The organism is Azospirillum terrae (assembly GCF_053470425.1).
In genome coordinates this window covers 92,890-101,615 of sequence record NZ_JBPXMR010000016.1, presented here as the reverse complement: position 1 = coordinate 101,615, position 8,726 = coordinate 92,890, and the positions used below count along the sequence as shown (strand labels likewise).

9 protein-coding genes and 1 pseudogene are annotated in these 8,726 nt (G+C 63.5%); 4 read left to right on the top strand and 6 right to left on the bottom strand.

The genetic code is table 11. The features are described 5' to 3' along the window. Window positions 1-161: 161 nt before the first annotated feature. Window positions 162-290: a hypothetical protein gene (locus tag ACSVDD_RS26480; RefSeq protein ID WP_448192424.1), complete on the top strand. Its 129-nt coding sequence runs from the start codon at window positions 162-164 to the stop codon at window positions 288-290. A gap of 526 nt (window positions 291-816) precedes the next feature. On the opposite strand, the gene ACSVDD_RS26475 is transcribed toward ACSVDD_RS26480, so the two are convergent. Continuing rightward, window positions 817-1,068 (bottom strand): hypothetical protein, encoded by a 252-nt coding sequence (locus ACSVDD_RS26475; protein WP_448192423.1) that lies wholly within the window; start codon window positions 1,066-1,068, stop codon window positions 817-819. 158 nt (window positions 1,069-1,226) lie between these two features. On the opposite strand from ACSVDD_RS26475, the gene ACSVDD_RS26470 reads away from it, so the two are divergent. The 3 genes from ACSVDD_RS26470 to ACSVDD_RS26460 all read left to right on the top strand — a co-directional run bounded on the left by ACSVDD_RS26470 (window position 1,227) and on the right by ACSVDD_RS26460 (window position 3,935). Next, complete coding sequence (locus tag ACSVDD_RS26470) at window positions 1,227-1,601, top strand: helix-turn-helix domain-containing protein (protein WP_448192422.1); 375 nt, start codon at window positions 1,227-1,229, stop codon at window positions 1,599-1,601. Window positions 1,602-1,985: 384 nt separating this feature from the next. After that, window positions 1,986-2,681, top strand: coding sequence for a hypothetical protein (locus ACSVDD_RS26465; protein WP_448192421.1), 696 nt, complete (start codon window positions 1,986-1,988; stop codon window positions 2,679-2,681). 141 nt (window positions 2,682-2,822) lie between these two features. Continuing rightward, window positions 2,823-3,935 carry an IS110 family RNA-guided transposase gene (locus ACSVDD_RS26460; RefSeq protein ID WP_448192420.1) on the top strand — a complete coding sequence of 371 codons (1,113 nt, stop codon included), beginning with the start codon at window positions 2,823-2,825 and terminating at the stop codon, window positions 3,933-3,935. 296 nt (window positions 3,936-4,231) lie between these two features. On the opposite strand, the gene ACSVDD_RS26455 is transcribed toward ACSVDD_RS26460, so the two are convergent. From ACSVDD_RS26455 to cobB, 5 genes and pseudogenes are all read right to left on the bottom strand, one after another. Then, window positions 4,232-4,558, bottom strand: coding sequence for a hypothetical protein (locus ACSVDD_RS26455; RefSeq protein ID WP_448192419.1), 327 nt, complete (start codon window positions 4,556-4,558; stop codon window positions 4,232-4,234). Next, the gene (locus ACSVDD_RS26450; RefSeq protein WP_448192418.1) at window positions 4,555-5,637 is read right to left on the bottom strand and encodes an IS5 family transposase; all 1,083 of its coding nucleotides are present in this window, start codon (window positions 5,635-5,637) and stop codon (window positions 4,555-4,557) included. Before ACSVDD_RS26450 ends, ACSVDD_RS26455 begins: the two co-directional genes overlap by 4 nt. A gap of 218 nt (window positions 5,638-5,855) precedes the next feature. Then, window positions 5,856-7,163: pseudogene (locus ACSVDD_RS26445) on the bottom strand (IS701 family transposase); the annotation flags it as partial. Window positions 7,164-7,562: 399 nt separating this feature from the next. Continuing rightward, a complete protein-coding gene (locus ACSVDD_RS26440; RefSeq protein WP_448192417.1) occupies window positions 7,563-7,856 on the bottom strand; it encodes a hypothetical protein in 294 nt (97 codons plus the stop codon). After that, window positions 7,853-8,575, bottom strand: coding sequence for a Sir2 family NAD+-dependent deacetylase (cobB, locus tag ACSVDD_RS26435; protein WP_448192416.1), 723 nt, complete (start codon window positions 8,573-8,575; stop codon window positions 7,853-7,855). Before cobB ends, ACSVDD_RS26440 begins: the two co-directional genes overlap by 4 nt. Between the last annotated feature and the right edge of the window lie 151 nt (window positions 8,576-8,726).

Here is an 8,726-nt window from a genome sequence, read left to right as displayed (position 1 = left end):
CAAATGTACGGCCGGGCGAAGCACGACCTGCTGCGAAGCCGGGTTCTGGCCGCCGCGTGAAGTTGTCGTCCCTAAAGCCATTCCACCGAGGGCTGTTTTGCACCAAAAATGCGGAAGAACCTCCAATCGTCGTCAGGCGGTCATCGTAATTGGCGGCGTGCATGCGTGACCGCTCCAAGGGGCTGAGCATCGGCCGACTCGACGAAAAGGCGCATTGTTCCGTCGAGGGATGCCAAGTCCTGTTCCAACGCGGCTATCTGCTCGGACAGTTGGACCAGCCGGGCGCCTAACTCAGCTCGTTTTGCTGCCAAAGCAGAAAGAACCGTGGCTTGGTTGGGGGACGAATCGATCACCGGACGAGGGTAGAGAGCGACATGGTTCATTTGTGCAGCATCAGGTCAAACGGGACAAGGTCGCGCCATTGCCTCTGTTAAGGATACGTTTGGACGGTCAATTCTTCCTGGCCGACTGAAGGTTGCCGAATCAGGATTCCAAGCGCACCTGCGGCGACCGACGTAAAGCCCAGCGGTGCCAAGAGGCCTTTTAGCCCGCCGAACATGGCGACAGCAGGCGATGTGTAGCAGTTCCCTGACACTGCGCTCCCAATTCGGGTATCGGCGTCTGCAGCCCTGACACCTTGCAGGGCTGCAAACGTCAGTATGACCCTCGGCTTGGAGCGTCGGGCGTCCATTGTGGCCTGCCGTGCCCCCGTCACGTCCATTACTGCGCCCGACAGCGCAAGCACGCTGACACTGCGTTGGAGGGGCACCAGCGTTGTTGTTGTTGCCGAAGAGCCTCATCGGCGTGGATCGTCGGTCAGTGGAACGGTTTGTTGGAGCCAAGTCCACTGAGGTACTGCGCCCGTGCACCGGGACTCATGGATTGGAGCGAGGCTCCGGCCACCGGGCTGTGCCAGATCACGGTGTCGTCTTCGTCCTGTTTGACTTCGGCGAGATGCCGCTGCCGATGCGTCGGAGCGGACCCATGTCGCCTGTCGAGGTTGATTGCTGGTGCCAACCCGAACAGGAAGCAGAGGAACACCAAGAGCGTCCAAAACTCGATGGTCATGCCGAACACCCCCTTTGCCATCTCAGGCGGCGGTCGCCCGCAAAGGCGGTACCTGTTTGCGGACCTTTCCACCGTACCTGCAAGATCATACAGAATACGTGCATTTTCTGTAAGACCTTTGGTGGTCAATGGGCCGGCCGGCGGCGACACTCCGGTCGATGAGTGATGACCTGAAACTGCGCATTGGGCGGCGCGTGCGCGCGCTCAGGGAGCGCCGGGGGCTGACGCAGGAGCAGCTTGCCGAAGGCATCGACCGCAGCGTGGAGACCGTTGGAAATATCGAGCGCGGTCAGACGCTCGTCGCCGTCGACTCGCTGGAACGGATCGCCCGGTTTCTAGCGGTGCCGGTTTCAGATTTCTTCGACGAAGGCATCACAATCACGCCAGCCAGAGCGGATGTCGAAGCCCGCATCAGGGATGCCGTGCGGGGGCTTACCGACTTGGAAGCCGAGGTCGCGCTCCATTTAATCGAGGGGCTTCATCTGCTGCATCGTAAAGTCCCCAGACAACAGCGCATTCAAGACGACCACTAGTGGCCTGAACCAGACAGATCGCTTCGTTCTACATACGTAACGATCAGTCTGGCGCGGACTACTAGGTTCGGTCTTCAAGTAAGCACTGGTGCCACATGCGGTCGCCCTCTCCCGGGGGGCGACCGCAATAGTATCATCTGTACTTTAGGTGTGCTGTGCTCGGGGTGCTTGGTAGTGCCCCATTAGGCTCATCGAGGCAGAATGTAGTGCCGGGCGCTAAAAGGGCGGTGGCGGTGTGTCAGAGTATCGCGGGCATACTGAGGGTCAGTGAGTGATCTACGGGAACTTAGCGTATATGCTCGGTTCGAACGAAGCTTGCTAACGTTCCTTCCTCATCGTTGCAGCTTTCGTAAATATGTGATCGTTAGAAGAGAGAATTACATTATGCGCGGACGAGAGAGTAGCGTCATCGGGATCTTTATCGAGGCTCTGGGGCTTGAGGCGATGAAGTATGGATATGATTACAGAAGCCCGGATTACATCCAATCTGCGTTAGATGGACAGGATGAGTGGACGGGTGCAGATCATCTTGTTCATGTAAATAACTCTTTCGGAATAATTGAATTTAAGTCTAGCGAGAAAAGCATAGCTGATGAAAATAGAAAGAATAGTAGAAAGGTGCTGTGCGAAGAACTTATACCTAGGGTTCGGATGCGAATTTTGCATGATAAATGCCATTTCATTTGTTGGGCGAATTCGGGGAGCGGCAATATGGAATGGGATGTTTATAGATTTCGCACATGTAATAAAAAAGTGTTCACATCTAGCACGATTCTTCCGGATGGCCCATATGGCGATGGCCCTTATCCTTTCAGTGAATTTGTGAGGGAGTTTTTTGAGAGCAGCAGCAGTATGGCACTTCCGATTGATGATTTTGAGGATTATTTGAAGTTTGTCATGCAAGATACCAGTGGAACGGAAAAATCAGATCTTGCCCTTTACATAAGGGACCCTGATAAAAGAGAATTGGCCATGAAGCCTTTTGAATCAGTAAGGAAGGCTTACGACTGGCTTCGAGATCGGAAGCTACAGTTGACGAATGTCGCAGGCAGTACACCGAAGCCTGGAGGACGCGGTTGACACCACATGCGTTGGGGGTGAGGTGAGTTAGACCCTATGTTCGCGGCCTAAAAGGAGTGGCGGCCCGCCCTGCGACATGCCCCAATCGAGGGTTGCGCCGGACTGGCCGGCGCCGAGCCTCAGACATGGAGGGCGGGCCCGATGAACGATACCATCTACGTGGGGCTGGATGTCCACAAGGCGACGGTGGCGGTCGCTGTGGCGGAAGGCATGCGGGGCGGTGAGGTGCGGCAACTGGGAAGCCTCCGCCATACGCCCGAGCAAATCGCCGAGCTGGCGGAAAAACTGGCCAAGGGTGGCCGGCGGCTGAGCTTCTGCTACGAGGCTGGTCCGTGTGGCTACGGCCTGCACCGGCAGCTGAGGGACTTGGGTCACGACTGCATCGTGGTGGCGCCGTCTCTGATCCCGATGAAGCCTGGTGATCGAGTGAAAACCGATCGCCGCGACGCGGTGATGTTGGCGAAGCTGCACCGCTCCGGGGACCTCACCGCCGTGTGGGTCCCGGACAGCGCACACGAGGCGGTTCGGGACCTGATCCGAGCGCGGGCTACGGCCGTTCGGCTGCTCGGCAAGGCGCGCCAGCATCTGCAAGGTTTCCTGCTGCGGCACGGCCGTGTCTACGCCGGAAAGCGGGGTTGGACCCTGGCCTATCGCCGCTGGCTGACGACGGTGCGCTTTGCCCACCCCGCTCAGCAAGTGGTGCTGCAGGATTACATCCACGCCGTCACGGACGCCGAGGCTCGGGTTGAACGCCTGACACGGCAGATCGAGGATCTGCTGCCACAATGGTCGATGGCGCCGGTGGTGGAGGCGGTACAGGCCATGCGCGGCGTCGCCTTCATCGTCGCCGTGACCGTGGTCGCTGAAGTCGGTGACTTCTCCCGCTTCACCAATCCCCGCCAGCTGATGGCCTATCTGGGGCTGGTGCCGTCCGAGCATTCCAGCGGCGCCACCGTGCGACGCGGCGGCATCACCAAGGCCGGCAACGCCTTGGCCCGACGCGCTCTCATCGAAGGTGCCTGGACCTATCGTATGCAGGCGCGGGTCAGCCGCAAACTGCATGACCGCCTCGAGAACCTGCCCCAATCCATCCGCGACATCGCCTGGAAGGCTCAGGTCCGGCTGTGCGCCCGCTTTCGTCGGCTGGCGGCCACCGGCAAAGCCCGGGTGGTGGTGACGACCGCCATCGCTCGGGAGATGGTGGGCTTCCTGTGGGCGATTGCTCGGCAGGTGCAAGTGGCCCCGGCGGCCTGATCCGGCGCGAGCCGGTCATAGCGGTGCCCACGGCTGGAGGCGGGGCGCGGTGGGGAATCCTCGTCCTCTGTTATGAGCCGACGCTGTCGACGCTCGCCGCTTAGACCGAGGCAGCCCCAGGACGAAACCACGGTCATGCGGTATCCAACCCGCGCATGAGAGCTTGCTCAACCGTCGTCTTTGGCCCCGCCTCCTGCCGTGGGCATCCACTGAGATTCAGCGTCTGGGCGTAACCAGGAACGGTGACGCATACTCAAAAGCCTTGACTGCGAACATGAGAGCAGGCTGCGGAAAAACTACCAGCGATGAGCCTTGAGCTGGATCTCGTCGCCGTGATGGATGCTGATTTCGACCTCGAGGCTTCCATCCTCGGCCAACTCGGCCGTGCCGGTGCCGCGGATGGGGGTCATCTCGTCGCTGCCCTCGAAGTCGAAGAAGATGATGCTGACGCCGGTCTCGCACTCCAGGCCGGCCTGAAGGGCGCCGAACACCATCTCGCCGCGTCCGTTCTCGTCGAAGCGGATGTAGGCGGGCTGGACCAAGTCGAGATAGGCGCGGTCCCACTGGTCGGCCTCAGTGAGGCGCCATTTGCCCAACACCTTGCAGCGTCGGGCCGCCGTCATGGCGTAACCTCCAGCAGCTTGGGCAGCCGGATCAGATTGTAGGCCGCCGTGGCGAAGGTGAAAGCCCACCCCACCCGGGCCGTGCCGCGAAAGCGGCTTTTGCGATGACCGGCCACCGTCTTGATCCAGCCGAACACCTCCTCGATGCGCTTGCGGCAGCGTTGGCTCACCGCGTAGCCGGGATGCCGGGTGGTGCGCGCGTCGATGCGCGAACGCCGCCCCGACGTGTTCTGCGCCACGTGCGGCGTCGCCTTCAACGCCCGCAGTTCGGCCACGAAATCCGCCGTGTCGTAGCCCTTGTCGGCGCCCACCGTGATCCGGTGCCGGCCCCGCATGGTGCCGATCAGGTCCAGCGCGGCGCTCCGCTCGGCGGTGCCGCTGGCCGGCGTCAGCGTCGCCCCGACCACCAGGCCGTTGCGGTTCTCCATCAGCACGTGTCCCATGAAACTGAGCTTGGCTTCCTTGCCGCGTCCCTTGCGGAACAGCTTGGCCTCGGGATCGCTCACGCTGGCGTGCGTGTCGTTGCTGCGCCGCTCGCCATGGAAGTCGCGCTCGCCGTTGCGCCCCGGCCCCGGCGGCTCGCCGCCACCATCCTTGGGCCGGAAGCTCTTCACGCTGGCCCACGCCTCGATCAGCGTGCCGTCCACCGAGAAGTGCTCGTCCGAGAGCAGGCCCTTCACGTTGGCGTGCGCGACCACGGCGCCGAGGAAAGCGTCGGCCACGTCGCCAGCGAGCAGGCGGTCGCGGTTCTTGGTGAACACCGTCGGGTGCCAGACCGGTTCGTCCACGCCCAGGCCAACGAACCAGCGGAACAGCAGGTTGAAGTCGATCTGCTCGGCGAGTTGGCGTTCCGAGCGGATCGAGTAGAAGGCTTGCAGCAGCAGCGCCTTGAGCACCTGTTCGGGCGGGATGGACGGCCGCCCGGTGCTGGCGTAAAGCCCGGCGAACGCCGCGTCCATGCCGGCCAGCACCTCATCGACCACGGCCCGGATCGCCCGCAGCGGGTGCTTCGCCGGAATCCGCTCCTCCAGTGACACGTAGCTGAACATCGCGCCCTGATGCGACTGCCGTCCCCGCATCCCGATGACCTCGCCTGACCGCCATCAGACCAGCGAATCACAACCCAACCGCGCCGGGAAGGGAGTTTTTCAGCAGCCTGCTAGTACTACTGTGTCATAAACTACGTTTCTGAAGAGGGCAGGCTTGAAGGCAACACGGGCATCTTGGCAGGCGGCGGGCCAAGCCGACCGAGATGTGGCGCCGGACGGAGGCGATGGAGGTCGGCACGTGACGTTCAGGACGCACAAGCTCCTCGGGGTTTGTACTCCGCGGGAACGGCAGGTGCCGGGCGCTGCCTGGGCTGGAAGCGGTGCTCAGGGGGGAAAAGACACCGCTCGGTGATCAGAAAGCCGTAGGCGGCGATGCACAGGCTGGCGTGATGATGAAAGCCGCGCCAGCCCCGCCCCTCGAAATGACCGAGCCCGACCTCCTGCTTGAGGTCGCGATAATCACGTTCGATGCGCCAGCGCCCCTTGGCGGCGGCCACCAGTTCCGTCCGCGTGGTGCTCTTCGGTAGGGTGGACAGCCAGTACTTGCTCGGCTCCTTTTCCCCCTTGAGCCATTCGATCAGCAGCCATTCCTCGGCATGCGGTTCGCTCCTCCAGTAATCCCGGTGCGCCGGGCGGACGCGCACCGCGGCAAATCGCGATGCCAAAGGCGTGTTCGTGCCCTCGCGCCACGTGATCGTACGCCACGCCCGCGCCGGGAGGCCCTTGGCCAGGTCCAAGGCCGAGATGGGGGTGTGCTCCTCATCCCGGCGCCTCAGCTTGGGAGGCCGGCCCACGCCGCTCCAGGGTTTGGCCGGCAGCGGCTCCTGGCCAGGGGGCCACAGGCTGATCGAGGATTGCACGCCGACGACATAGCGCAGATCAAGGGCGGTGAGTTCCGTGCGGAAGTCCGTATCGAGGCCGTAGCCGGCATCGCTCAGCACAAGTCCGCGGGGCACCCCCTTGGCCAAAGCCGCGCGCACTTGGGCAAGCGCGATCTGCGGTTTGGTCTCGAAGCCGATCGCCTCGGGCACACCGGCTGTGCGACGCCGGTCCGGATCGTCCGCCCACGTCTGCGGCAAGTACAGACGATAGGCGATCGGCAAGCTGGCCTGCTCGTTGGTCACCGAGAGCGTCACGGCGACCTGACAGTTGTCCTGCTTGCCTAATTGGCCGCAGTACTGCCGGGCCACGCCGACCGAGAGCTTGCCCTTCTTCGGCACGCCGGTATCGTCGATGATCCAGTGCCGGATTGGGCCGTGGCGCTCAACGAGCGGCAGTACGTGCATGCGCACGACGTCCAAGACCGCCTCGTCGCTCCACTCGGCCTTGGCGACAAAGTGATGCAGCGACTGGTGGGCCGCCTGCACGCGCTGCGGGGCGACGCGCGCGGCCAGCGGTTCCACGCTCTTGCGCTGCCCTGGGAGCAGAAGCCCCGTGCAGTAGGCGTGCATTGGCGCGCGTCGATCAGCATGCCCGAGCACGCTCCCGAGCGCCTCCAGATACTCCTCAAACCGACGCTCCGCCGCGTCCTGCCGATCCAAACTCGTCTGTGCCATGCACCTTATATGGGGCGCGTTTTATGACACAGTAGCACTAGTGGCGCGCACCAGACGGATCATTACCTATGTAGCTTGGCGCGGACCGCAGAATGCCTCAGGTTTGCCAACGTACAAGCGATACGATCCGTCTGGTTCAGTCCCCTAGCGTAGCGCCCCCGAGCCCCGACTGCGTCGAGCATGGCATTGGGGTGGATGACCCTCAAGGACGCTTCGCGCCGCTGGCGCGGTGGCCTACGGCCATCCTTGACCGCCATCCACCCCAATGCCCTTCGGAAAGCAGGTCGGGACGGAGGGATGGTCTCCGCGGTCGAACAAAGGGATGTGGTTGGGCCGGCCCTAACAGCCTGGATTTCCGAAAATTGGAAATCGGCAGGCCATGCTGGAAAGTCTGTTGGATCATCGCCTAATGCCAGTGCTTTGCTTTGTTCGCATGCTGCGGCAGAAGACGCCTTGATGCGCTGCATCCGCCCGGGCTCCGCCAGTCCCAAATGGCCTGGGGTTTGCTAACAGGTAGTATTCGTAGCTTACAAAAATGCCGGTGGCGTGCACCCGCGCGCCCGGCGCTTGGCCGACGATCAGCAGCCGCGCCGTGGCGCTGGCGCGCAGCACCGGGCGCACGCCGTGCGGCAGGTGCGCCGCGCAGACGGCGCAGGCGCGCACCCGCTCCAGCAATGCGGCAAGGTCGCTCACCGCCCCCCGTCCAGCAGATCGCGGACGAAGGCCGGCACCACCGCGCCGGCCGGGCCGTGGATGCTGTCTTCGAACAGCGAGGCGCCGGCCGAGGGCTCCAGGTTCAGCTCCACCGTGCGCGCCCCCCCGGCGCGCGCCTCGGCCACGAAGCCGGCCGCCGGGTACACGTTGCCCGACGTGCCGATGGAGACGAATAGGTCGCACCCCGTCAGCGCCGCGTAGATCCTTTCCATGTGGTAGGGCATCTCGCCGAACCACACCACGTCGGGGCGCAGGCCGCCCTTGCGGCCGCAGGACGGGCAGAAATCCTCCACCGACAGGTCGGTGCGGCAGTCCTGCTTGAAGCGGCAGTGCGCGCAGAAGATCTTCAGCAGCTCGCCGTGCATGTGCACGAGGTTCGTCGTGCCGGCGCGCTCGTGCAGGTCGTCGATGTTCTGGGTGACCACCAGCACGTCGCCCGGCCAGCGGCGTTCCAGCTCGGCCAGGGCGTCGTGCGCCGGGTTGGGCCGCACCGCCGGGTCGAGCAGGCCGCGGCGCCGGGCGTTGTAGAACTCCTGCACGCGCTTGGGGTTGCGGGCGAAGGCTTCGGGGGTGGCGACGTCCTCCAGCCGCACCTGCGCCCAGATGCCGTCGGCATCGCGGAAGGTGTGCAGGCCGGACTCGCGCGAGATGCCGGCCCCGGTGAGGACCACGATGGAAGCGGACGGGGTGAGTTTCATGGGGCAAGCTGGCGGTTGGCGGGCGGGATCGGTAAAGTTGGACCCGCGGGAGACGAATGCCAAGGGGGGAGCTGCCGCGGGAGGTCCGCAACCGCCTACCCGGAAAAATTTGCCGACCCGGCGCTGGAGTCGCCGGTTGGCCGCGTCTAAC